At 37.6% G+C, this 1,500-nt stretch carries 1 protein-coding gene; it reads left to right on the top strand.

Annotation, left to right across the window (positions count from 1 at the left end; all coding sequences use genetic code 11):
- Window positions 1-19: 19 nt before the first annotated feature.
- On the top strand, window positions 20-1,500 hold a 1,481-nt coding region (locus tag EYB29_RS09230; protein WP_240921857.1), incomplete at its 3' end, for a condensation domain-containing protein.

Raw genomic sequence — 1,500 nt, 5'->3', positions numbered from 1 at the left:
TTGGCAGGAAGTGCTGGAAGTGGACAGGGTCGGTTTAAATGACAACTTCTTTGAACTTGGCGGGCATTCGTTAAAAGCGATTCAACTGGTCTCCGGCATCCATCGTGTTCTTAATATCGATATTCCAGTTAGGACAGTGTTTGATTCACCGACGGTGAGAGAGTTGGCGGATACTCTTGAGAGTCAGGGTAAAACAGAATCGAAAAAGGTAAGACCAATCAAGAAACAACCATATTACCCACTCTCTTCTGCACAGAAAAGAATGTATGTGCTCCAAAAGATGGATAAAGATTCGACGCATTATAATATGCCTTCGGCATTCGAACTTAAAGGACAGCTGGATTATAAAAAATTAGAAAGCGCAATCCGTAAGCTCATCTCTCATCATGAAATTCTACGGACCTCATTTGAGACCAGAGATGGTGAACCTGTCCAAAAAATAAATACTGAAATTAATTTTTCTCTAACTGTAGAGGAAAAGGGTAAAAAGGCAGACTACAATATTTCTGATTTCATTCGCCCTTTCGATCTGGAGGGAAAAAGTTTATTACGTGCCAAACTGATAAAGTCGGATGCAGCGACCCATATATTTTTAATCGATACACATCATATTGTCTCGGATGGCATATCCACAAGTATTATATTAAATGATTTATCCAAATTATATAACGAAGTGGCTTTAGAAGAGTTGAATATTCATTATAAGGACTTCAGCGTGTGGGAACAAGAACAACTAGACACTGAAAACTATAAAAAACAAGAAGATTATTGGTTGGATGCATTTTCGAATCTTCCATCTACTTTAGATTTGCCAACCGACTTTTCCAGACCAGAGGTTCAAAACTTTGAGGGGCATCACTTCGAATTTAAATTGGACTCTTCAACGTCTCAAGGCATTAAAGAATTGGCAGCTAACACAGGCACCACGATGTACATGATTTTACTTTCGGCATACAACATTCTACTCCATAAATATACAAATCAATCTGACATTTTAGTCGGTACTCCTGTAGCCGGAAGGTCACATCAGGATATCCAGTCAATGGTGGGTATGTTTGTGAACACACTGGTAATGCGCAATCGTCCTGAAGACCGAAAAAAGGTTACTGATTTCATTCATGAAGTAAAGCACACATCAATAACGGCATATGATCATGCAGACTACCCTTTTGAAGTGTTGATAGAAAAGCTTCTATTAGAGCGTGATTCAAGTCGCAATCCTTTATTCCAAACAATGTTTACTGTGCAGAATTTCACTGAAGATACATTGAATTTTGAAGGATTAAAAATTTCACCACAACCTATCGACTTTAATATTTCTAAATTCGATCTAACAATGTCCATCCAGGAAAATATAGATTCCATTGATTGTCATATAGAGTATGCTTCTGCTTTATTCAAAGAGGAAACAATCAATCGGATGTCCAAACATTTCACTCAAATTTTAGAAGAGATTATTAAGAATCCGGAGAGAAGCATCAGTGAGATAAACATGTTGAC

This window comes from Jeotgalicoccus sp. S0W5, from assembly GCF_011634875.1.
In the GTDB taxonomy this organism is placed as follows: Bacteria; Bacillota; Bacilli; order Staphylococcales; family Salinicoccaceae; genus Jeotgalicoccus; species Jeotgalicoccus marinus.
Note: the sequence above shows the minus strand (reverse complement) of the source record. Positions and strands in the feature narration are given on the sequence as shown.